This is a genomic window from Pandoraea iniqua, from assembly GCF_902459685.1.
Taxonomy (GTDB): Bacteria; Pseudomonadota; Gammaproteobacteria; order Burkholderiales; family Burkholderiaceae; genus Pandoraea; species Pandoraea iniqua.
The window spans coordinates 917,072-937,637 of record NZ_CABPSF010000001.1 but is presented as its reverse complement, the minus strand read 5'-3'; the positions used below and the strand labels follow the sequence as shown (position 1 = coordinate 937,637).

21 protein-coding genes are annotated in these 20,566 nt (G+C 65.0%); 15 read left to right on the top strand and 6 right to left on the bottom strand.

Annotated features, from left to right (window positions below; translation table 11 throughout):
• Positions 1-6: 6 nt before the first annotated feature.
• From PIN31009_RS04185 to PIN31009_RS04175, 3 genes are read right to left on the bottom strand one after another with little or no spacing between them, the layout of a single operon-like run.
• On the bottom strand, positions 7-669 hold the full coding sequence (locus tag PIN31009_RS04185) for an amino acid ABC transporter permease (protein WP_150683109.1): 663 nt from the start codon (positions 667-669) through the stop codon (positions 7-9).
• A complete protein-coding gene (locus tag PIN31009_RS04180) occupies positions 659-1,339 on the bottom strand; it encodes an amino acid ABC transporter permease (RefSeq protein WP_087689655.1) in 681 nt (226 codons plus the stop codon). The genes PIN31009_RS04185 and PIN31009_RS04180 overlap by 11 nt, the downstream gene beginning before the upstream one ends.
• 11 nt (positions 1,340-1,350) lie before the next feature.
• Positions 1,351-2,202: a transporter substrate-binding domain-containing protein gene (locus PIN31009_RS04175; protein ID WP_058377270.1), complete on the bottom strand. Its 852-nt coding sequence runs from the start codon at positions 2,200-2,202 to the stop codon at positions 1,351-1,353.
• 166 nt (positions 2,203-2,368) lie between these two features.
• Here PIN31009_RS04175 and PIN31009_RS04170 point away from each other — a divergent pair, with 166 nt between their 5' ends.
• Positions 2,369-3,241 carry a LysR family transcriptional regulator gene (locus tag PIN31009_RS04170; RefSeq protein WP_150789397.1) on the top strand — a complete coding sequence of 291 codons (873 nt, stop codon included), beginning with the start codon at positions 2,369-2,371 and terminating at the stop codon, positions 3,239-3,241.
• Positions 3,242-3,250: 9 nt separating this feature from the next.
• On the opposite strand, the gene PIN31009_RS04165 is transcribed toward PIN31009_RS04170, so the two are convergent.
• Complete coding sequence (locus tag PIN31009_RS04165) at positions 3,251-4,159, bottom strand: LysR substrate-binding domain-containing protein (protein WP_150789639.1); 909 nt, start codon at positions 4,157-4,159, stop codon at positions 3,251-3,253.
• A gap of 220 nt (positions 4,160-4,379) precedes the next feature.
• On the opposite strand from PIN31009_RS04165, the gene PIN31009_RS04160 reads away from it, so the two are divergent.
• Positions 4,380-4,934, top strand: coding sequence for a GlcG/HbpS family heme-binding protein (locus PIN31009_RS04160; protein ID WP_150789396.1), 555 nt, complete (start codon positions 4,380-4,382; stop codon positions 4,932-4,934).
• On the top strand, positions 4,912-6,546 hold the full coding sequence (locus PIN31009_RS04155) for an MFS transporter (protein ID WP_150789395.1): 1,635 nt from the start codon (positions 4,912-4,914) through the stop codon (positions 6,544-6,546). The genes PIN31009_RS04160 and PIN31009_RS04155 overlap by 23 nt, the downstream gene beginning before the upstream one ends.
• A 5-nt stretch (positions 6,547-6,551) precedes the next feature.
• Here the strand turns inward: PIN31009_RS04155 and PIN31009_RS04150 are convergent, their stop codons facing one another.
• A complete protein-coding gene (locus PIN31009_RS04150; RefSeq protein WP_150789394.1) occupies positions 6,552-7,400 on the bottom strand; it encodes a LysR family transcriptional regulator in 849 nt (282 codons plus the stop codon).
• Between the two features lie 119 nt (positions 7,401-7,519).
• On the opposite strand from PIN31009_RS04150, the gene PIN31009_RS04145 reads away from it, so the two are divergent.
• Together PIN31009_RS04145 and PIN31009_RS04140 are read left to right on the top strand one after the other, a co-directional pair.
• Complete coding sequence (locus PIN31009_RS04145) at positions 7,520-8,230, top strand: haloacid dehalogenase type II (RefSeq protein WP_150789393.1); 711 nt, start codon at positions 7,520-7,522, stop codon at positions 8,228-8,230.
• 40 nt (positions 8,231-8,270) lie between these two features.
• Complete coding sequence (locus PIN31009_RS04140) at positions 8,271-9,077, top strand: aldolase (protein WP_150789392.1); 807 nt, start codon at positions 8,271-8,273, stop codon at positions 9,075-9,077.
• Positions 9,078-9,089: 12 nt separating this feature from the next.
• On the opposite strand, the gene PIN31009_RS04135 is transcribed toward PIN31009_RS04140, so the two are convergent.
• On the bottom strand, positions 9,090-9,533 hold the full coding sequence (locus tag PIN31009_RS04135; protein WP_150789391.1) for a cupin domain-containing protein: 444 nt from the start codon (positions 9,531-9,533) through the stop codon (positions 9,090-9,092).
• A 124-nt stretch (positions 9,534-9,657) separates the two neighbouring features.
• Between PIN31009_RS04135 and PIN31009_RS04130 the strand changes: the two genes are divergently transcribed.
• The 10 genes from PIN31009_RS04130 to PIN31009_RS04085 all read left to right on the top strand — a co-directional run bounded on the left by PIN31009_RS04130 (position 9,658) and on the right by PIN31009_RS04085 (position 20,541).
• A complete protein-coding gene (locus PIN31009_RS04130) occupies positions 9,658-10,605 on the top strand; it encodes a LysR family transcriptional regulator (RefSeq protein ID WP_174996939.1) in 948 nt (315 codons plus the stop codon).
• A gap of 197 nt (positions 10,606-10,802) precedes the next feature.
• The gene (locus PIN31009_RS04125; RefSeq protein ID WP_150789389.1) at positions 10,803-11,663 is read left to right on the top strand and encodes a VOC family protein; all 861 of its coding nucleotides are present in this window, start codon (positions 10,803-10,805) and stop codon (positions 11,661-11,663) included.
• Positions 11,660-12,775: a M14 family metallopeptidase gene (locus PIN31009_RS04120; protein WP_150789388.1), complete on the top strand. Its 1,116-nt coding sequence runs from the start codon at positions 11,660-11,662 to the stop codon at positions 12,773-12,775. Before PIN31009_RS04125 ends, PIN31009_RS04120 begins: the two co-directional genes overlap by 4 nt.
• A 178-nt stretch (positions 12,776-12,953) precedes the next feature.
• The gene (locus PIN31009_RS04115; RefSeq protein WP_150789387.1) at positions 12,954-13,970 is read left to right on the top strand and encodes a quinone oxidoreductase family protein; all 1,017 of its coding nucleotides are present in this window, start codon (positions 12,954-12,956) and stop codon (positions 13,968-13,970) included.
• Positions 13,967-14,404, top strand: coding sequence for a PaaI family thioesterase (locus PIN31009_RS04110; RefSeq protein ID WP_150789386.1), 438 nt, complete (start codon positions 13,967-13,969; stop codon positions 14,402-14,404). Before PIN31009_RS04115 ends, PIN31009_RS04110 begins: the two co-directional genes overlap by 4 nt.
• A 98-nt stretch (positions 14,405-14,502) precedes the next feature.
• Positions 14,503-16,164: an ABC transporter substrate-binding protein gene (locus PIN31009_RS04105; protein ID WP_150789385.1), complete on the top strand. Its 1,662-nt coding sequence runs from the start codon at positions 14,503-14,505 to the stop codon at positions 16,162-16,164.
• Between the two features lie 24 nt (positions 16,165-16,188).
• Entirely contained in the window at positions 16,189-17,181 is a 993-nt protein-coding gene (locus tag PIN31009_RS04100) for an ABC transporter permease (protein WP_150789384.1), read from the top strand.
• A gap of 54 nt (positions 17,182-17,235) precedes the next feature.
• Entirely contained in the window at positions 17,236-18,147 is a 912-nt protein-coding gene (locus PIN31009_RS04095) for an ABC transporter permease (RefSeq protein WP_150789383.1), read from the top strand.
• 49 nt (positions 18,148-18,196) lie between these two features.
• Entirely contained in the window at positions 18,197-19,759 is a 1,563-nt protein-coding gene (locus tag PIN31009_RS04090; RefSeq protein ID WP_150789382.1) for a class I adenylate-forming enzyme family protein, read from the top strand.
• The gene (locus tag PIN31009_RS04085) at positions 19,756-20,541 is read left to right on the top strand and encodes an SDR family oxidoreductase (RefSeq protein ID WP_150789381.1); all 786 of its coding nucleotides are present in this window, start codon (positions 19,756-19,758) and stop codon (positions 20,539-20,541) included. Before PIN31009_RS04090 ends, PIN31009_RS04085 begins: the two co-directional genes overlap by 4 nt.
• Positions 20,542-20,566: the final 25 nt, after the last annotated feature.

The window sequence follows — 20,566 nt, the reverse complement described above, 5'->3', positions numbered from 1 at the left end:
GTGCCGTCAGACGTGGCGGGCGCGTCGTCCGATCACGGTCTCCAGACGCCGCCCCACGCTGGCCAGCACCACACTGCTGACCCAGTAGAGCAACGCCGTGGTGCCGAGCACTTCGACGTAAGCAAAGGTATTGGCGGTGAGCAGATTGCTCTGGTAGGTCATCTCCGGCAGGCTCATCACCGAGAAAATGGCCGAGTCCTTGAACATCATGATCACGAGGCTGGTCGTCGGCGGCACGAGAAAGCCGAACAACTGCGGCGCGATGATGTGGCGCTGCGTCTGCCAGTACGTCATGCCGAGCGAGAGCGCCGCGTGGGTCTGGCCACGCGCCACGCTGCGCAAGGCGGCGCGCAGGATTTCGCAGAAATAGCCGCCGGTGTAGAACGCCGTGCATCCCACCGCGACCGTCATCGCCGACGCACCGACGCCGAGCTTGGGCAGCCCGAAGAACGACAGGTAGACGAGAATCAGGTACGGGATGTTGCGCACCAGTTCCACGTAGGCGAGCGCCACGGGCTTGAGCAACGTGCGGGATTGCGTGGCATACGCGGCGACGATGCCGATCAGAATGCCCAGTGGAATGCCGATCACGCTGACCAGCGCGCTGACGCGCAGCCCTTCCAGCAAGACCGGGACGGCGTCTCTGACGATGGTGAAATCAATGACCATGGGGCAGCATCCTCGACACCCGGCGTTCGCACATGCGCGACGCTGCCGAGATGCAGAACAGAATGACGAAGTACACCGCTGCGGTGACCGCGAACACTTGCAACGGCAGATCGGTTTGCAATGTCGCGTTGCGTGCCACGGTGGCTAACTCGGGCACGGCGATGATCGACATCAGCGACGACGCCTTGAGCAGAATCGTGAACTCGCTCGTCAGCGGCGGAATCGCGCGGTAGATCACCTGCGGCAGCAAGACATGACGCCAGACGTACGGCGCACGCATGCCCAGCGCATACGCGGCGGCACGCTGCCCCGGCGAAATCGTGCCGAGCGCACCGCGCAGAATCTCCACGATGTAGGCGCTCGTGTTGCACGCCAGCGCGGCGATGCCTGCGGTGATCGGCGAGATCGAGATATCGAGCATCGCCGGCACCATGTAGTACGCAATCAGCATGTGAATCAGCGCCGGCGTGCCACGAATCAAACTCACCCACAACACCACGAACGAGCGCACGGGTGCGAAGGGTGCGATGCGGGCAATGAGCAGCACGATGCCCAGCGCCATCCCGATCACGAACGCCACCGCCGATGCGCCGATGGTCACGGCCGTGCCCGAGACCACGCCCTCGAGAAACGGGGCGATGACGCCGCTTTTATCGATCCAGTCCAGCATGGCGGCGGCCGTCAGATCGCGCCAGCGGGCAGATAGTTTTCACGCGGTGTTTCCATCGGCGCGCCAAACCATTTCTTCTGCAAGACGGCCAGCTTGCCGCTCGCCCGGAACTCGTCGAGCGAGTCGTTGATGAACTTGCGGATTTCAAGATCGTTGGGGTTGGCGACCCATGCGAGCAGCTTGGGCTGACCGATTTCACCGGCGATGCGAAACACGTTGGGTTGCTTGCGCATCTGCACGGCGGCGATGTTCGAGGGCATCAGCGCGACGTCGACGGTCTTGTTCGACAGCGCATTCGAGACATCCGGGTACGCCTGAAACAGCTTGGTCCCTGCGTAGCCCTTGCCGGTCTTTTCCTTCAGTTCCTTTTCGAACTCGTCGGCGACCGGCTGGGACGATGAGCCCATCTGCGTGCCCACGGTCTTGCCGCCGATGTCCATGTCGCGTTTGATCGACGTGTCGTCTGCGCGCACCATCAGCACCGAGCGCACGACACCCACCGGCTGGCTGAACGCAAAGCGCTTGGCGCGCTCGGGCGTGATGCCCACGCTCGTCGCGACGAAGTCGAACTTGTGCGACATCAGGCCCGGCAGCAAGCCTTGGAACGGCAGGTTCATCTGTTCGAGCTTTACGCCGAGTTTGGCGGCCATCAACTCGAGCACGTCGTGACCGTAGCCGACGACCTGACCGTTTTCGACATATTCGAACGGCTCATACGCCGCTTCCGTGCCGACGGTGAGCTTGCCGCGCTTCTTGATATCGGCGAGCGTGCCGCCCTCGGCAAACGCCAGCGTCGGCAGCGCGAACACCGCGCCCGAGGCAAGCGTCGCCTTCACAAAGGATCTTCTGGACCAGGTCTTCATAGCGTGCCTCGCGTTGTGGGGTGTTGTTGAATCTGTCCGGCCCTGCGGGTCATGACGACCTCATGTCGGGGGCCTTGCAATTCACTGTATGCGGGCAAAAAGATCATGAAAAATGATTTTTTTATTGGTATGGTTTCAAAAAACGAAACCTTTCAGGAACCGATTCATGGCGGGACGGGACTTCAACGAACGGGATTTGCGCTCGCTTCGCATCTTCTGTGCCGTGGCGCAGGCCAACGGCTTCGCGGCGGCGGAAAAACAGCTGAATATGTCGAAGGCGTCGATCAGCCGTCACATCCGCGACGTGGAAGAGACGCTGGGCGCACGGCTTTGCGAGCGCGGCCCATCGGGGTTCGTGCTGACGCACGCGGGCAAGGTGGCGCTGGAATTGGCACGCGACGCGCTCAAGTCGCTCGAGCGGATTCGTCCCGAAATCGACGCGGTGCGCGGCGTGTTGTCAGGCACGCTGTCGATCGGCATGGTCGAACACATCGTGTCGGATGTGGGATGCCATATCCCCGAGGCGTTGGCCGAGTTCAAGGCGCAGGCGCCGGACGTCAAGGTCGAGCTCACGGTGATGACCTTCAACGAACTCGACCTCGCGTTGCGCGAGCGCCGGGTGCAGATCGCTATTCGAGGGATGTACCGGCGCGAAGCCGGCTTCAACTACCAGCGGCTCTTTATCGAACGCCATCAGCTATTTGTGGCACGCCATCGCCTGCGCGACGCGAACACGTTGCCGCTGGTCTATCGCGCGCAGCCGTTCGTGCACGAGGCACTCAACACGCTGGGCCTCACGCGCGGCCCGGCGGCGTCGGGGCTGGAAGCCGTCGCGATGCTGGTGCTTTCCGGGCACTACGTGGGGCTGCTGCCGCAGTACTACGCATCGTTGTTTTCGAAACGGCATGCGCTCGTTCGGGTGCCGTCAGGGCCGGAGTACGAGAACACCATCAGCGCCATCACCGAAACCTCACGGCCGCACACACGGGCGCTGGACTTGTTTCTGGAACTGCTCGCCCGCTTTCATCCGGACGAATGACCGCCCGGCTCACTCTGCCCGATCGAACAGCGCGTACGACGTAATAGCCGGTGTCTGGGTGATTTGCGCAATCAGACGCGACACCGCGAGCGACGGCTCGAAGCTGCGGAAAACGGCAGAAATCTCAGAGTGAATCGGCGGTCCGGCCAACGGCTTGAAGACCACGCCCGGAATCGCCGTCGCACCGACCAGCACGTCCGGCACGATCGCCACGCCCTCGCCCAGCGCCACTTGCGAGAGCACCGCGACCAGCGAGCCGGGGGTCGTCGTGCCGACCGGCGTAAAGCCACCCCGTCGCGCCACTTCGTAGGTGCCCAGCGGTTGCTCGGGCACGATGAAGCGCTCGTTCTCCAGCGCATCGGCATCGACGGCACCGGCCGGTGTGGCCAGCGCGTGACCGGCAGGCAACGCCACGCAGAAGCTGTCGCGAAACAGCACATGCGCACGGTGGCGGGTATGCAGATTCATCGGCATGCGCAGCAGTGCAATGTCGATACGGTTCTCGATAAGCATCATCGGCAACTCGCCCTGCGGCACTTCGCGCGCGGTGACGATGACACCGGGCCACGCCTGCCGGAAGGTCGCGAGTTGCGACTGCAACACGCCGGAGAAGACGGCCGAGCCCGCATAGCCGATTTCCACCCTTCCGGTCTCGCCACGCCCTGCCCGCTGCCCCGCGAGCACGGCCCGTTCGGCTTGCGCGAGTACCTGACGCGCTTCCAGCAGGAACATCTCTCCGGCCGGCGTCAGCCGCACGTCGCGTCGACTGCGCACAAATAGCTGCACGCCCAAATCGCGCTCGATGTCCTGAATCTGCACGGTCAGCGTGGGTGCGGCAATGTCCAGCGCCTGTGCAGCGCGGCCGAAATGCAGCGTCTGGGCAAGCGTCACGAAGTAGCGAAAGTGCCGAAGTTCCACGAAGTCCTCATCGTTGGCAGGGGTTGCCCGCCATGCTACCGCGCCCGCCATTCACCCGTCACCGTGCATTTCATTAGGTTGAACCTAATAACTTCGCCGCCGCCCGGCAATGACTCACGCGCCCTGGCGTGTTCGAATGACCACATGCGAATCGCCCACAACTAACGTCGCGAGTTCGCGTGCTTTTGTCACCTTTGCAGGGAGTTTCATGATGATGTCGATGTCCCGTTTCAGCACCCTCAACACCTTCAAGACCCGCCGTGCCGCACAGGCCATCGCCGTATCGATTGCCTTGTGTGCGGGCGCAGCCCCCCTCGTCGCGCGTGCCGCCGAACTGCCCACGCGCCCGGTGCTCACGCTCGACGCCGCCCAGAACGTCATTCGCGCCGCGCAGACCAAAGCCGCGGCCGAAGGCTGGCCGTGCGTCATCTCGGTCGTCGATGCGGGCGGCCTGCCCATCGCGCTCGTGCGCATGGACAACGCCGCCGTCCCGGCGGGCGTCGATCTCGCACCGGGCAAGGCGCGTACCGCCGCCCTGTTCCGCCGCCCGAGCGGTGTGCTCGAAGATGCGCTGAACGGCAGCCGTCGCGCAGTGGGCACAGCACCCGGCTATGTGCTGATGCGCGGCGGTCTGCCGCTCGTGGTGAACGGCACGGTCGTGGGCGCCATTGGCGTATCGGCCGACACCCCGCAGCACGACGAAGAAATCGCTAAGGCCGGTGTCGACGGCCTGACACAACCGGATAGCAACCATGGCAACGCCCAAGTCCGTTAATTCCGCTGATTCCGGTAGCGCCGCCCCGTCGCCGGAGGGCTCGGCGACGGGCAGTCTCGCGCTGTTGCTGACGGCCTCGACCGGCTGCGCGATGACGGTGCTCGACACCAACGTCGTCGGCGTGGTGCTGCCCACAATCTCCGCGCAGTTGCATGCGAGCTTCGCCGACGTGCAATGGGTCATCGGTGCCTATGTGCTGTGCTTCGCCGCGCTGTTGCTGCCCGCCGGGTCGATTGCCGACCGCTTTGGCCGCCGACGGGTGTTTTTGTGCGGCATCGCGGGCTTCGCGCTGGCCTCGCTCGCGTGCGGTCTCGCGCCTACCGCGCAATGGCTCTATTTTTCTCGTGCCGCGCAAGGCGTCGGGGCGGCCTTTTTGCTCGCGCCTGCGCTCGCCATCATCGGTCATGGGTTTCATGAAAAGGAAGCCCGCGCCCGGGCATGGGGTTTGTGGGGCGCGGTGATGGGCCTGACGATGGTGCTCTCGCCGCTCATCGGCGGCATCATTGGCGACACGTTGGGCTGGCGCTGGGCATTCCACGTCAATGCGCCGATTTGTGCGGCACTGGCATTTGCCGTCGTGCGCATCGTGCCTGAATCGAAAGCGCAGGTGCAGCGTCCGGTCGACGTGCCCGGCATCGCGTTGTTTGCGTCGGCAATGTTCTGCGTGACATGGGCGTTCATCGTCGGCCCGGCGCAGGGATGGACCAGCCCGGGCATCCTGCTGCGCATCGCGGCAGGTGGTGCGTTGTTCATCGTATTCGCGATGGTGGAACGCGCACGTGAACATCCGATGCTCGACCTGTCGCTGTTCCGCTCGTGGCCCTTCGCCGGTGCCACGCTCGCCATGTTCTCTTACGCCGCCTGTGCGCAAGTGATGGCCTCGTTGTTGCCGCAATTTCTCCAGAATGCGCGGGGGGAGTCGGTGTTAGGCGCAGGTATTGCGATGCTGCCGTTCGCCGTGGCGATGTTGCTGCTGCCGCAAGTGGGCAAACGGCTGGCGGCATGGCTGCCGTCGTACCGGATTCTCGTGATCGGGTTGGGACTCACCGGCGTGGGCAATCTGGCGATGTCGTATGTGTCATCGCAGGGTCTGGCCCATTCGACGCTGTCGCTGATGCTGGCAATGTTCGTCCTCGGCAGCGGCGGCGGTTTGCTCAACGGCGAAACGCAGAAGGCCATCATGGGCACGATTGCCCGCGAGCGCGCCGGCATGGCCTCGGGCATCAGTACGACGTTCCGCTTCTCGGGGATTTTGCTCGGCTATACCGCGCTGGGCGCCGTCCTCACGGCGGGCGTGCATCGCAGCGTCGCGGCGCATTTGCCGCAAGTGCTGAGTGCAGCGCCGGTCGCGGCGGCCCACGACGTGGCCACCCGGCTCGACTTCGCCGATGCGATTTCAGCGGGCGACTTCGCGCAGGCCCTGCATCTGTATCCCACAGCACTCAACACCGCGTTGCTCAACGCCGGTCGTGTGGCATACAGCAGCGGCTTCAGCGGCGCATTTCTTGCCGCCGGCATCTTCGCATTCCTGTGTGCGCTGGCCGTGCAATTGAGCATGGGGCCTGCCGACGCGCGCGAGCGCCGGGGCGAGTCGGCGTCAGGCGCAGCATGATCGCGTTACGCCATCACCGTGTGCCGTAGAAATTCGGCCAGCACACGTTGCGACGCCGATGCCGGACCGCCACCGTCGATCAATGCGATTTCCGACGGCGGTGGCGGGGGCAGCGTGTCGCATACCGTGTGATCGTCCAGCAGCGCACTCTCAGGCAGCACCGATACCCCGAGCCCGGACGACACCGCCGCCTGAATCCCCGTCAGGCTGTGACTGCCGAACGCAATGCGCCACGGCCGGTGCTGCGCATCCAGACTGCGAATGGCGCGCTGCCGATAGATGCATCCCTGTGGAAACAGCGCGAGCGGCACCGGCGCATCGGCAAAGGCCTGCGCCCCTGCATCGGCCGCCATCGCCCAGACCAATCGCTCGGGCCACGCCGCAAGACACTCCCCTTGTCCGGGCTCGCGTTTCACGAGCGCCAGTTCAAGGTCGCCCGATGCGAGCCGCTGGCGCAGATCCGTACTCATCCCCGCCAGCACTTCGAGCCGGATATCCGGCTGCGCCCGCACAAACTGCGACAGGATGTCGGCCATGCGTCGCGCATCGAAGTCTTCAGGCATGCCCACCCGCACCGTCGTCACGCGGTTATCGCTTTCCATGGCATCGAGCGCTTCGGTCGAGATCGCCAGCAACTTGCGCGCGTATTGCGCCAGCAACTCGCCATGCGGCGTGGGCGTGACCAGCACGCCGGAACGATCACGCATCAGCAGTTGGCGGCCTAAGTCGTCTTCGAGACGGCGAATCTGCTGACTCACGGTCGACTGCGTGCGGTGCACCCGCTCGGCCGCGCGCGTGAAGCTGCCCTCGTCCACGACGGCAACGAGTGTTCTGAGCAAGCCAAGATCGAGCATGGCGGCACCATATTTACATTATCGATAAGTGATACATTTTAATTTAATTTCAAAATATGAGGCGAACACCATACGCTGGCGGTGTTCCCATCGATAACGCGCTTCCCGCGCCACCTGCCATGTCCCTCTCGCTCAATCAAAGCTCCCGGCCGCAATGGCTTACCTTCGACTGCTACGGCACCTTGATCCAGTGGGATGAAGGCTTGCGCAATGCCGTCGAGCGCATTCTCGCGAGCAAGCCGGATCACCGGATCGCCACGCGCGACATGCTCGCGCGGTTCGATCATCACGAGCACCGGCTCGAGCAAACGCCGCCGTTCCAGCGTTTTCGCGACGTGGCCGGTGAAGGCTTGCGGCTTGCCCTGCAAGACCTCGGGCTGCAAGCCTCGCCGCAAGACATCGAAGTGCTGACCGGCAATATTTCGGCGATGCCGCCGTTCCCCGAAGTCGTCGCCACGCTGGCCGCCCTCAAGGCGCGCGGCTACCGGTTGTGCATCGTCTCCAACACGGACGACGACATCATCGCGGGCAACGTAGCGCAGCTCGGCGGCCATATCGATCGCGTGATCACCGCGCAGCAGGCCGGGGCGTACAAACCGGACCGGCGTCTGTTCGACCATGCGCATGCGCAGCTCGGCGTAACGAAGGAAGATGTGGTGCATATCTGTGCCAGCCCGCATCTCGATCACGCGGCGGCACGCGACATCGGCTTCCGTTGCGTCTGGATCGATCGCGGCACGGGCCGCCAGCGCCTGCCCGATTACACGCCCGACGCCACACTTCCCACGCTCGACGCGGTGGTGCCATTATTCGACGGGTGCGGCTGGTAAGGCGCGCGACGCCAGCCCCTTCGCTCATGGAGACGACGACATGGCACACACGCTGACCCTGACCAACGATAGTGCGACGACATCGCCGCATGGCCGTCTGACAGACATTGATCTCGATGCCCCTGCCGTACGCATCGCTCGCGAAGAACTCGCGGCGTGCTTTCGTCTGGCGGCCATGCACGGTTTCGAAGAAGGTATCTGCAACCACTTCTCGGCCATGCTGCCCGGCAGCGACCGGTACTTTCTCGTGAACCCGTTCGGGCTCGCGTTCGAGGAAGTCACGGCGTCGAGTCTGCTGGTCTGCGACCTTGACGGCAGTGTCGTCGCAGGCGACGGTGTGCCCGAGGCCACGGCGTTCTACATCCATGCGCGGCTGCATCGTGCCAACCCGCGCGTACGCGTCGCCTTCCACACGCACATGCCGTGGGCCACCGCACTCGCGATGAGCGAAGGCGAACCGCTTGTCTGGGCAGGGCAGACGGCACTGAAGTTCTACGGCCGCGTGGCGCTCGACACCGACTACAACGGGCTCGCGCTGGGCAATGAGGAAGGCGACCGCATCGCCGCAGCGATGGGCGACGCGGATATCGTCTTTATGAAACATCATGGCGTGATGGTCGCAGGGCCGAACATCGCAGAAGCGTGGGACGACCTCTACTACCTCGAGCGTGCCTGCGAAGTGCAATGCAAGGCCATGAGTACCGGGCGCGAACTTCGCCCGGTGCCCGAAGCCATTGCGCGCCGTACCGCTGCCGAGATGCGCGCAGGCGACCCGCACAGTGCGCGGGCCCATCTGGATAGCGCCATGCGGCGGCTGCGCGCAGCGGGTGTGCCGTTCGACCAGTAAGCCGGGGCGAGATTACAACCCCAGAATCACCTGCCGGTAGGTCTCGCACACCTTGCGCACCGCCTCGGGCTCGTGCGGCACCGGCAGCGCCGCCATGGCGCGGAAGAACGCATCGTGACGCGCGGGCGTCGACACCAGCAGCATGCGGGCGGGCGTGTCGGCGTCGTTCGTGAAGCCGTGCACCTCGCCCTTCGCGACGTTGACGGTGTCGCCAGCGGCGACGTCTTGCGTCGTCTCACCCACGGTGAATCGCAAGCGCCCGTGCGTGAGAACGAACGTCTTTTCCTCATCGAGCGAACGATGCATCGGCGCACCGCCCTGCGGATTGACGGTCATGTCCATGATCGTGAGATCGCGTGCGCTGTCGTGGCGGGGCGTGCTCACACCTTCGATCAGGCGAACCGCCATGTTGGCGAACGACACGGTGTCGGCATGCGGATTGAATTCGGATTGCATGAAACGTCTGGCTCCTTGCCGGAAATTGAGGCTCACACACGGTGAGGTTCATCGTCATTCTGCCGACTCGGCATCTGCACGATAAGCCGTCTAAAATTGGCAAGACTTGCCAATGGAATGGACAATGGATCTCAACGCCACCCTCGCCTTCGTGACCGTCGTGGAGTGCGGCGCCGTCTCGGGCGCGGCGCGCCTGCTGGATATTCCCCGCTCGACCGTCAGCGCCCGCGTGGCCGCCCTCGAAGCGCATCTCGGCGCGGTGCTGTTGCGCCGTACGACACGGCGTATCGCGTTGACCGACGATGGGCGCGCTTACTACGAACGTGTCGCCCCGGCGATTGCGGCGTTGCGGGAGGCCGAAGATCAGGGTGTCGCGAGTGTGTCGGGTATGACCGCACTCGCCGGGTCGATCCGCATGAGCGTGCCGTTCGACTTTCCGTTCGATACGTTGAGCGAAGCCGTCGTCTCGTTTCGGGCCGCGCATCCCCAGATTCGCTTCGACATCCTCGTCGACGACAGCGTGAGCGATTTTGTGGACGACAACCTCGATATGGCGATTCGCGGGGGCAACCCGGGCGGCGATCACGTCATCGCGCGGCGCATTGCCTCCTTCAGCTTCGGGAGATTCGTCAATCCGGCCTATGGAGAATCTGAGACGCCCGACGCGCCCCAACTGGCGTTCAAAAGCCGCGCCGCCCCCGCCGCGCTGCCCCGCTCTGCCGCACTGAACGCGCCCGCTCACCCGGTGGTGGCGACCAACAGCTTTGCTTTGCTCAAGCAGTTGGCCCTCAAGGGGGCCGGCGTGGCCGTCCTGCCCGAGCACGCCTGCGAGCCCGAAGTCGCACGCGGCGAACTCGTGCGTTGGGCGCTCGCCACACCGGCGGGCAAGTCGACGCCAACGTCCTCGCAAGCGGGCCTCTATCTCGTGTACCCTTCACGGCGCGAGCTAAGCCCCCGCGTCAAGGCGTTCTCCGACCATCTCGTGAACACCCTTGAAGCCCATGGCGCCCATGAAGCCCCTGCCGAGGCCCCCGGCGTCGTGAGCGCCTCACGATCCCGCCGTCGTCGCTAAGCAAAGCAAAAACGGTCAGTTTGCCCGGCGGACACTTCCTCCTAGAATGGACGCGTCGTCCTATTCCTGCCGGGAGCTGTCGTGTCCAGTCGTATCGATCAAGGCGTTGCCATCGCCGCCACCCTCGTTTCGTCCGTTTCGTTCATTTCATTCCCGCTGATCCAGCGCCGCCAACGCCTCAGCAACGGGGGCCGCGCATGAGCCAGATCCCCGCCCCGGTCCTCGATCACGTTGTCATCAACGTCAAAGGCGAACTCGAAGCCTCCGTCGACACCTACCGCCGTCTGGGCTTCGCCCTGACCGAGCGCGGTCACCATTCGCTGGGCACGAGCAACCATCTGGCCATCTTCGGCGAGAACTATCTCGAACTGCTCGGCTATGAGGCCGGCAAGTCGACCGCACGCCCCGACGTCACGCAGGCTCCGCTCGGCCTCACCGGACTCGTCTTCAAGACGCAAGACTCGCACGCGCTGCATGCCGGTCTCGAAGCGCGCGGCGTCGCCGTGGAAACCCCGGCCGAATTCTTCCGCCCGGTGCGCCTGCCCGCCGGCACCACGCAAGATGCCCGCTTCCGTACCGTGCGCCTCGCGACAGAACTCGTGCGCAACGGCCGCACGTTCTTCTGCCACCACTTCACGCCCGAACACGTGTGGCGCGATGAGTGGCGTGAACACCCGAATGGCGTGACCGACATCGTCGGCTTCGTCATCGCGTCGCCGAACCCTGCCGTGACCGCTGCCCTCTACGACCGCGTCTTTGGCCCGGGCGTGCTCACGGCCTCGGGTCACGACGGCTATGCGCTGCAAGCCGGCCGCGCGCGCGTGCAATTCGTCACGCCCGCCGAGGCCGAACGCCGCTTCGGCAAGGTCGAGACGACGCAAGACGGCAGCGAACGCAACGTCGCACTCATTCTGCGCACGCGCTCGCTCGCCCAAGTACTCGCTACGCTCAAGGAAAACCGCGTGCCGTCGACGACGCTGGCCGACGGCAGCGTGCTGGTGGCCGCCGCCGATGGCTTCCACGTCGCGCTGCAATTCATCGAGGGAGATCTGGCATGAGCCAGCAACCCACTTGGTGGCAGGCGTTCGGTGTGGACTATGCGGACGCGCGTCAACGCTTTCGCACCGCGGCCGATCACGCCGGTGCCGACCTCAGCACTTACGTTCACCCGGACGCGAAAGCGCCCGACGGCAGTGAGCTGAGCATCGATGTCGCCCGGCTTGGGCCCGCACGCGCACCGCATCAACTGCTCGCGATCAGCGGCACGCATGGGCTCGAAGGCGGCGCAGGGTCTGCCGTGCAAACGGCGTGGCTCACGCACGCCGCCCACTCGCTGCCCGCCGATGTGGCCGTGACCTTCGTGCATGCGCTCAATCCCTACGGCTTTGCGCATGCCACGCGTACGACCGAGCACAACGTCGATCTGAATCGCAACTTCGTCGACCATGCCAAGCCGTATCCGCAGAACACCGCCTACGCGACGCTGCACGAGCATCTGATTCCGCTGGAATGGACCACTGACGGTCTCGCGCAAAGCGCACGCACCATCGATGCGTTTCGTGCCGAGCAGGGTGCCGACGCCCTGTTCAACACGCTGGCGAGCGGTCAGTACACGCACCCGGACGGCCTGATTTATGGCGGCCAGTCGCGCGAATGGTCGAACGTCACGCTTCAGACGATTATCGAGCGCGACCTGTCGCAGGCGCAGCGCATCGGCCTGATCGACTGGCACACAGGCATTGGCGAGTACGGCGAGCCGTTCTTCCTTTGCTTCAACGGCGAAGACAGCGCCGAGCAACGCGAAGCCGCCCGCTGGTGGGGTGCGGAACGTGTGCTCGATCAACGCCCTCACGGCCTGCGCCGCCCCGACTATCAGGGCCTCGTGTTCCGTGGTGTGGAGCAATTCGCCAAAGGCCGCCCGGTGATCGGGGCTGTGGTCGAATTCGGCACGCGCGGCTCGAACGCCAGCGTCGCCAACCGGCTCGACCAGTGGCTTCGCTCACGTGCACCGGCCAAACCCGATGCGCTGCGCGACCGTCAATTGCGCGCCGACGTGCTCGACGCGTTCGTGCCGGTGTCGTCGGTGTGGCGCAACAGCGTGCTCACGCATGGCCTGCAAATCACGGCGCAGGCGATTCACGGACTGGCGAGCGCGCCCGAAGCCCCATGACCGCCTGACCTTCCCGATACGGCCCCAACCAATCCCGACTCGATGCTCCGCGGCATAAGCCACATCAGCCGCGTCCTGCATCGATAGGCACCAACAGGGTTCGTTTCCCGCTTTCTTTTTTAAATGATCGGCGACTGCCCGAGGGCGTCGCTCACCCTGAAACTGACGAATCGCCACTATGAAAGCTATTGTCCTGCGTGAACACGGCGGCAACGACGCCCTCCGTCTCGAAACCGATTTCCCCGATCCCGTGGCCGGCGACGGCGAAGTGGTGCTGCGCGTGCGCGCCTCGTCGCTGAACTATCACGACGTGTTCACCCGCCGCGGCATGCCCGGCATCAAGCTGCCGTTCCCCGTCATCATCGGGCTCGATGTCGCCGGCGAAATCGCCAGCATCGGCCCGGGCGTCGAAGGCTGGCAAGTCGGTGAGCGCGTGCTGGTCGACCCGATCAATCGCGTGACCGGCGGCCTCGTCGGCGAGACCACCCACGGCGGTCTGGCCGAACTGTGCCGCGTGCCGGCGCACCAGCTCGTACGCCTGCCGGACGCCGTCTCGTTTGACGACGCCGCAGCATTGCCGGTGGCCTATGGCACTGCACTGCGAATGATGCAGCGCATCGGACAGGTGAAAGCCGGTGAGCGCGTGCTGATTCTCGGCGCCAGCGGCGGCGTCGGCGTGTGCGCCGTGCAACTCGCCAAGCTGGCTGGTGCAGAGGTCATTGCTTGCGCAGGCTCGGTCGAGAAAGGCGAGCGCCTGCGCGAAATCGGCGCGGACGACATCATCCTCTACACCGAAGAAGACTTTGTGGAAGTCGTACGCACGCGTTACGGCAAGGCGGCACGCCGTCGCGGCGCTGGCAACAACGGCGGCGTGGACGTCGTCGTGAACTTCACCGGCGGCGATACGTGGACGCGCTCGCTGCGCTGTCTGCGCCAAGGCGGCCGCATTCTGACTTGTGGCGCCACCGCCGGCTTCGATCCCAAGGAAGACCTGCGCTTCATCTGGACGTTCGAATTGCAAGTGCGCGGCTCGAACGGCTGGGAGCGCGAAGACCTGCACGAACTGCTCGACCTCGTCGCCTCCGGCAAGCTGCGCGTGCTCGTCGACAAGAAGTGGCCGCTGGAACAAGGTGCCGACGCCCTCGCCTCGCTGGAAAACCGCCAGATCGTCGGCAAGGTACTGGTGGCCGCATGAGCACCGCGGCCACCCCCGTCACGCTCTCCGCCGAACAGGTACAGCAGGCGTTCGACAAGTCGACCTTCATCGCGTGGCTCGGCATGCGCGTAACCGGCATCGACCATGACGCGCAGACGCTCGACGTCGAGATTCCGTTTCAGAACGCGTTCGAACGCGGCTCGGGCACCCGTCAGTGGCATGGCGGCCCGCTCGCGGCCGTGATCGATACGGTCGGTGACTTTGCCGTGGGCATGCTCGTCGGCCGCGGTCTGCCGACGGTCAACTTCCGCGTGGATTATCTGCGGCCGGCCATCGATACCGACCTGCGCGCCGTTGCCCACGTGCGCCGCCTTGGCAAGAGCATCGGCGTAGCCGACGTCGATCTCTTTAATTCGCAGGGCGCCCTCGTGGCCATCGGCCGCGCGAGCTACGCCACGCTGCCACCGGCCTGAAGCACTAATTGATGCGGCCAACCCGCCGCAACGACGTACGCCACACGTATCAAGGCGCCAGCGCAAACGCGTGAGCGCCGCGTTTTCCGGAGTTCATCATGCGCAATACCCGGGGCATGTCCCGACGCCACTTCCTCTACCGCACCGCTGGCGGCACGCTCGCCACCGCTGCTGCCACTGTTGCCGGCACCACGGGTTGGCTGATCTCGCCGACGCGTGCCGTCGCCGCCGATGCGCCGGGTGCTGGTGTCCCGCGCCGTGGCGGCACGCTCGTGGCCAGTTGGGGCGGGCTCGAACCGCAGGCGCTGTTTGTGCCGGGTGGTGGTGGCTCCAGCCCGTTCATGACCTCGACCAAGATTCTCGAACGCCTGCTCAAGATCGACGAGAAGCTGGCGTTTCAGCCGGTGCTTGCGACCGACGTGCGCGCCTCTGCCGACTTCAAAACCTACACCGTCGCGCTGCGCCAGAACGTGCGCTGGCACGATGGCACGCCGTTCACTGCCGACGATGTCGTCTACAACGTGCAGGAGCACTGGAAGCCGATCTCTGCGGGCGTCGCGCTCAAGGCGCTCAAGCGTGTGAGCGCCGTCGATGCGCATACCGTGAAGCTCGAATTCACCACCCCAGTGCCGGAGTTCTTCTTCAAATCGATTCTCGCCGGGCAGTATCAGGTCGTCGTGCCCAAGCATCTGTATGCGGGCAAAGACATCATCACGAACCCGCTCAACAACACGCCCGTCGGCACCGGTCCGTGGAAGTACGGGCAGTGGGTGCGCGGCAGCCACGTCGCGTATTCCCGCAACGAGCAGTACTGGAACGCGGCGCAACCGTATCCGGACAAGCTGATCATCCGCTGGTGGGGCGACCCCGCATCGCGCGCGGCCGCGCTGGAAACCGGCGAACTCGGCGTGGCATTCTCGAACCCGGTGCCCGGGCGCGAGATCGACCGTCTGGTCAAGACCGGCAAGATCGTGCTCGACACCAAGGGCTATGAAAACGCCGCGTGGACGGTCACGGTGGAATTCAATCAACGACGCGAACACGTCAAGCGCCGTGAAGTCCGGCAGGCGCTGCTGCTCGCCATCGACCGCAAGTTCATCATCGACACGATCTACTTCGGGCGCGGCAAACCGGCGGTGTCGCCGATCTTCCGCAGCAACCCGCTGTTCTTCACCGACGACGTGCCCAAGTATCCGTTCGACCCGGCCAAGGCCAACGCCCTGCTCGATGCCGCCGGACTGCCGAAAAAGAACGGCTCGCGCTTCACCATCAATCTCGTCGCCGCCGCGTGGTTCGAAGAGAACGCGAAGCTCGGCCAGTATCTGAAGCAGGCGTTTCAGGACGTCGGCATCACCGTGAAGCTCGATTCGGTGGACCGCGCCACGGCACTCAAGCGCATCTACAGCGATTACGACTACGACATCGCCGTGTCGAACTTCACCGCGCCGCTGGAGCTGGTGCCGGTGGTGACGCAGTTCTTCACGACGGACGGCATCGTCAAGGGCGCGGCGTTCCGCAACGCGACCGGCTATTCGAACCCGGCCATGGATGCGCTGGTCGACCGGCTCACGGTCGAGACCGATAACGCCAAGCGCAAGCAGCTCGCGCACGACTTCGCCCGTCTGGCGGCCACCGACGTGCCACTGGTGCCACTCGTCGAGATGGAATCGTTCACGCTCTCGCGTACCAACGTGCGCAGTGCCACGACCAGTGCCAACGTGCAGGGCGATGCGCTCGCCGACGTCTGGCTTGCGTCGTGACGTCCCGATGAGGAGGCGACTGCCATGGTGACGCGTCTGTTGTTTCGCCGTCTGGTGCAGGCCGTGCCGCTGCTGCTTGGCGTCATCGTCATGAACTTCTGCCTGATCCAGTCGGTGCCCGGCACGCTGCTCGACGTGATGACCGCCGAGCAGCAGGTCACCGACCCGGCATTGATCGAGCGCCTGCGCGTGACCTACGGCATGGACAAGCCGCTGTGGGAGCAGTTGCTGCATTACGTCAATGCTGTCGCGCATCTCGATCTCGGCTATTCGTATCGTCACAACCTGCCGGTATTCGACGTGATCATGGCGCACCTGCCGGCCACGCTCGTGCTGATGCTCGCCAGTCTGGTGATCGCCGTGCTGGTCGGTGTGACGGCAGGGGTCGCAGCGGCCGTGAACGTCAACACTTGGCGCGACACGCTCGTCTCGGCCGCTGCCGTGGTGTGCTTCGCCGCGCCGAGTTTCTGGCTCGGCATCATGATGATCATTCTGTTCTCGGTGAAGCTCGGCTGGTTTCCCGTGGGCGGCATGACGACCATCGGCATGGACTACGGCACCGGTGTCATCGGCGCGTGGCATGCGTCGCTCGACGTGCTGCATCACCTCGCACTGCCCGCCCTCACGCTTGGCCTTTTCTACGCGGCCACCTATGCACGCGTCATGCGCGCGTCGATGCTCGAAGTCGCACGGCAGGACTACGTGCGAACGGCACTCGCTAAGGGGCTCACACGCCGCGCAGTGATCGTGCGGCACATGGTGCGCAATGCCATGTTGCCGGTGGTCACGCTGCTCGGCCTGCAACTGGGCACGGTGCTCGGCGGCAGCATCGTCGTCGAAGCGGTATTCAGTTGGCCCGGCATCGGCGGCGTGCTGTTCGACAGCGTGATGAGCCGCAACTATCCGGTCGTGCTTGGTCTGCTCGTACTGAGTTCGGCGCTCGTCATCGTCGCGAATATCGCCGTCGATCTGCTCTACACGCGACTCGATCCCCGCATCCGGACACAAGCGTCCTGACACGGCTCGTTCGCGGCATCTCAAGGTACTTCCAAAGCCCCCGGCTACACGCTTATGACTTCTTCCGCCGATCCGACACTCGATGCGCTTGCCCCGGCCGGTGCCTCCGGTGGCAAAGCCCGAACCAAGCGCGACCATCGCGCGTGGCAACAATTCCTTCGTCATCGCGGCGCCGTGGCGGGCGCGGTGTTGCTCGCGCTCATCGTCATCGTCGCGTTGGGGGCGGGATGGTGGTATCCGGGCGACCCGCTGCGCATCGTGGCAGCGCCCGAACTCTGGCCGTTCGAGCAATGGCAATACCCGCTCGGCACCGACGCCCTCGGCCGCGACATTGCCGCCCTGCTCGCCCACGGCGCGCGTGCCACGCTCGCTATCGGGCTCGTGGCGAGTCTGGCCGCCACGGCCATCGGCGTGAGCATCGGGGCCATGGCGGCATGGTGGGGCGGCTGGCTCGACGAAGTGCTCATGCGTTTCACCGAACTGTTCCAGATCGTGCCCAACGTGGTGTTCGTACTGACCGTCGTAGCGATTCTCGGGCCGCGCATCGAGAACACGGTGATCGCCGTAGCGCTCGTGTCGTGGCCGCCTATTGCACGGCTGACACGTGCCGAATGCCTGTCGTTCAAATCGCGCGAGTTCGTGCAGGCCTGCCGCACGGTCGGGCTGTCGCCGTGGCGCATCGCCCTGCGCGAAGTGCTGCCCAACGCGCTGCCGCCCGTGCTCGTGATGGGCACGCTCGTAGTGGCCGGCGCGATTCTCTACGAGTCGGTCATCGCGTTCCTCGGTCTGGGCGACCCGAACGTCGCGAGCTGGGGTCGCCAGATCGGCGAGGGCCGCACGTTGATTCGCTCGTCCTGGTATCTGTGCGCCGAACCCGGCATCGCGATCATGCTCGCCGTACTCGCGCTGAACCTCGTGGGCGACGGCCTGAACGATGCCCTCAATCCGTCGCTGCGCAAACGCTGATTCCGCGACTTTGCGCTGACCTTGTTACCTCTTTTGTTGCCTGAACGTCATGACTCACCGCTGGCATAACCTCGGCGACCTCGTCGACCGAACCCTTCCTCTGGACACGCCCGCCATCGTCGACCTGCGCGATGCTGCCCGCCCGGTCACGTACACGCATGCCGATATTCACCGGCTGGCCGGCGGTGTCGCCGCCACGTTGCGCGCACGCCGCCTGCCCGCTGGCGCGCACGTCGCCATCGCATCGCTCAACCGCGCGGAGTTCCTGATCGCCTACTTCGGCATCATGCGTGCCGGGTACATTGCCGTGCCGATCAACATCAAGCAGTCGCGCGAAATTCTCGACTACGTGATCGATGACGCCGACATCGCCCTCGCGTTCGTCGACGGTGCCCGCCGCGAGGCGCTCGCTGCGCGCGTGCCCGTGATCGACTTCGACGATGCCGGTCCGGAAGGTTTCGCCGCGCAAGTGCAGCCGGCCGACTTCCCGTCCGTGCAACCGCAAGATGACGACGTCGCGCAGATGCTCTACACGTCCGGTTCGACGGGCAAGCCCAAGGGCGTGCCGCTCACGCATGCGGGGCAACTCTGGGCGCTGGCCGTCAACTACGCCAAACCGAAAGATCCTGCGGCCGAGCGCTATCTGCTGGCCCAACCGCTGTTTCACATGAATGGCTTGTTCATGGCGAAGCGCGCGTTCTCGGTAAACGGCACGATCGTGATTCTGCCGTCGTTCGATGTGCCGTCGTATGTCGATGCACTGGAGCGCTATCGCATCACCGTACTGACCGCCGTGCCGACGATGTTCGCGCGTCTGATCAAAGACCCGCAGACGTTGGCCGGGCGCGATTTCTCGTCGCTCGCACGCGTCATGCTCGGCTCGGCCCCCATGAGCGTGGCGCTGCTCGATCGCATTCAGGCCGCATTCCCCAAGACCCACATCCACCACGGCTACGGCACGACGGAGGCGGGGCCCAGCATTTTCGGCCAGCATCCCGAAGGCATCCCCCTGCCCCCGCTCGCCCTCGGCTATCCGATCTCTCCCGACGCCGTGAAGCTCGTCGACGGCCCCGATGCCAACCAAGGCGTGCTGTGCATGCGCAACCCGGCGGTCATGCATGGGTATCACCGTCTGCCGGAGAAATCGGCACAAGTGCTCGATGACGGCTGGTATTACAGCGGCGACGTGATGCGCCGCGATGCCAATGGCTTCTTCTACTTCGTCGGCCGCGCCGACGACATGTTCGTCTGCGCGGGCGAGAACATCTATCCGGTCGAAGTCGAGAAGCTGCTCGAAGCGCACCCGGAAGTTCGTCAGGCCAGCGTGGTGCCGTTGCCCGATGAAGAGCGCGCGGCCGTGCCCGTCGCGTTCGTCGTGCGCCAGCCGGGCAGCACGCTCACGGTTGAAGCGCTCAAACAACACGCGCTCGCCAACGGCCCCGCCTATCAGCATCCGCGCCGTGTCGCGTTTGTTACCGAACTGCCGTGGGCGGGCACCAATAAGGTCGATCGCCACGCGCTGCTGCAACAGGCGCGTGCGCTGGAATCGCAAGGCGGCTGGAACGACAACCGTCACAACGCCACCCAACCCTCCGGAGCCCTCACGTCATGACCCTCGTTCCCCCGACAGACCCCATTCGCCTTGACGGCAAGGTCGCACTGGTCACCGGCGCGAGCCGTGGCATTGGCCGCGCCATCGCCAAGGCACTGGCAGCACGCGGTGCTATGGTCGCCGTGCATTACAACGCCGCAAAGCAGGACGCCGACGATCTCGTCGCAACGCTTACCGCCGGTGGCGCGAAAGCGTTCGCGGTAAACGCGGATCTCTCCGCCGCGGATGGCGCGAGCACGCTTATCGAGCGCTTCCTTTCGGCACTGACCGAACGCGACCTCGCACCGAAGTTCGACATTCTGGTGAACAACGCTGGTGTGGGCCTACGCGCGCGCATCGACGCCGTGACACCGGAAGACTTCGACCGCGTGTTGCAAGTCAATCTGAAGTCGCCGTTCTTCCTCACGCAGCAGGCACTGGGCGCACTGCGCGACGGGGGACGGATCGTGAATGTGTCGTCCATCGGCACGCGCGCTGCCTATCCCGAGATGAGCGTCTATGCGCCTGCGAAAGCCGGACTGGAAGCGTTCACACTGCTGCTCGCCGCCGAACTGGGCGCACGCGGCATCACGGTCAACGCCGTGTTGCCCGGCGCGACCGCCACCGATCTCAACCGGCGCGCGAGCGACCCGGTCGCGAGTCAGGAGATCGCCCGCACGGTCGCCCTCGGCCGCGTCGGCGAACCCCGCGATATCGCTGACATCGTGGCGTTTCTCGCCAGCGACGCCGGGCGCTGGATCACCGGCCAATGTATCGACGCGAGCGGTGGCCAGCGCCTCTGAGCGCTTCGCCAACGACTCGCGGCGC

Excerpts from the sequence above, each read along its gene's own strand:
- PIN31009_RS04185 (WP_150683109.1), bottom strand. The coding sequence starts at position 669 with ATGGTCATTGATTTCACCATCGTCAGAGACGCCGTCCCGGTCTTGCTG.
- PIN31009_RS04180 (WP_087689655.1), bottom strand. The coding sequence starts at position 1,339 with ATGCTGGACTGGATCGATAAAAGCGGCGTCATCGCCCCGTTTCTCGAG.
- PIN31009_RS04175 (WP_058377270.1), bottom strand. The coding sequence starts at position 2,202 with ATGAAGACCTGGTCCAGAAGATCCTTTGTGAAGGCGACGCTTGCCTCG.
- PIN31009_RS04170 (WP_150789397.1), top strand. The coding sequence starts at position 2,369 with ATGGCGGGACGGGACTTCAACGAACGGGATTTGCGCTCGCTTCGCATC.
- PIN31009_RS04160 (WP_150789396.1), top strand. The coding sequence starts at position 4,380 with ATGTCCCGTTTCAGCACCCTCAACACCTTCAAGACCCGCCGTGCCGCA.
- PIN31009_RS04155 (WP_150789395.1), top strand. The coding sequence starts at position 4,912 with ATGGCAACGCCCAAGTCCGTTAATTCCGCTGATTCCGGTAGCGCCGCC.
- PIN31009_RS04150 (WP_150789394.1), bottom strand. The coding sequence starts at position 7,400 with ATGCTCGATCTTGGCTTGCTCAGAACACTCGTTGCCGTCGTGGACGAG.
- PIN31009_RS04145 (WP_150789393.1), top strand. The coding sequence starts at position 7,520 with ATGTCCCTCTCGCTCAATCAAAGCTCCCGGCCGCAATGGCTTACCTTC.
- PIN31009_RS04140 (WP_150789392.1), top strand. The coding sequence starts at position 8,271 with ATGGCACACACGCTGACCCTGACCAACGATAGTGCGACGACATCGCCG.
- PIN31009_RS04135 (WP_150789391.1), bottom strand. The coding sequence starts at position 9,533 with ATGCAATCCGAATTCAATCCGCATGCCGACACCGTGTCGTTCGCCAAC.
- PIN31009_RS04130 (WP_174996939.1), top strand. The coding sequence starts at position 9,658 with ATGGATCTCAACGCCACCCTCGCCTTCGTGACCGTCGTGGAGTGCGGC.
- PIN31009_RS04125 (WP_150789389.1), top strand. The coding sequence starts at position 10,803 with ATGAGCCAGATCCCCGCCCCGGTCCTCGATCACGTTGTCATCAACGTC.
- PIN31009_RS04120 (WP_150789388.1), top strand. The coding sequence starts at position 11,660 with ATGAGCCAGCAACCCACTTGGTGGCAGGCGTTCGGTGTGGACTATGCG.
- PIN31009_RS04115 (WP_150789387.1), top strand. The coding sequence starts at position 12,954 with ATGAAAGCTATTGTCCTGCGTGAACACGGCGGCAACGACGCCCTCCGT.
- PIN31009_RS04110 (WP_150789386.1), top strand. The coding sequence starts at position 13,967 with ATGAGCACCGCGGCCACCCCCGTCACGCTCTCCGCCGAACAGGTACAG.
- PIN31009_RS04105 (WP_150789385.1), top strand. The coding sequence starts at position 14,503 with ATGCGCAATACCCGGGGCATGTCCCGACGCCACTTCCTCTACCGCACC.
- PIN31009_RS04100 (WP_150789384.1), top strand. The coding sequence starts at position 16,189 with ATGGTGACGCGTCTGTTGTTTCGCCGTCTGGTGCAGGCCGTGCCGCTG.
- PIN31009_RS04095 (WP_150789383.1), top strand. The coding sequence starts at position 17,236 with ATGACTTCTTCCGCCGATCCGACACTCGATGCGCTTGCCCCGGCCGGT.
- PIN31009_RS04090 (WP_150789382.1), top strand. The coding sequence starts at position 18,197 with ATGACTCACCGCTGGCATAACCTCGGCGACCTCGTCGACCGAACCCTT.
- PIN31009_RS04085 (WP_150789381.1), top strand. The coding sequence starts at position 19,756 with ATGACCCTCGTTCCCCCGACAGACCCCATTCGCCTTGACGGCAAGGTC.